Source organism: Plantactinospora sp. ZYX-F-223 (genome assembly GCF_039649625.1).
Classification (GTDB): domain Bacteria; phylum Actinomycetota; class Actinomycetes; order Mycobacteriales; family Micromonosporaceae; genus Plantactinospora.
Genome location: NZ_JBDJAV010000203.1, coordinates 1 through 427 on the forward strand (window position 1 = coordinate 1; position 427 = coordinate 427).

The 427-nt window shown below is 71.2% G+C and carries 1 protein-coding gene; it reads left to right on the top strand.

Annotation, left to right across the window (positions count from 1 at the left end; genetic code table 11):
- Positions 1-15: 15 nt before the first annotated feature.
- Positions 16-427: hypothetical protein (locus tag AAH979_RS43180; RefSeq protein ID WP_346263905.1), on the top strand; the 412-nt coding region annotated here is incomplete at its 3' end.

A 427-nucleotide genomic window follows, 5' to 3' on the forward strand; every position in this document is an offset into this window, starting at 1 on the left:
ACCGCAGCAGAATTGGTGGACATCCCCGAGCGTGCGGTCCTCGGCGTGGACCGGCTCGGCATCGGCGGAACTCGCTACCCCGAGGTCGACGCACTCCTGGCCGCGGTCGGCGCCGGAATCCGGCCACCGGCCGTGCTGCTGCTGGCACCGGATCTCAGTGACCACCGCAGTGCGCTCACCGACGTGCTCACCACCGTGCAGCAGTTCACGTCCGCGACCGAGCTGGGCGCCACCCGGCTCGTCGTACTCCTGACCGGTGCCTCGGTCGCCGCCGGCGCAGTTCTCGGACTCCTGCGCGTCGTGCAGTCGGAACATCCCGGCCGGGTCGTCGTGGCAGAGGTCCCCGAGACCGGGACCGGCGTGGAGATCGAACGCGTCCTCGGCGCCGGTGAGGACCATGTCCGCGTCCACGAGGACGGAAGCCTCC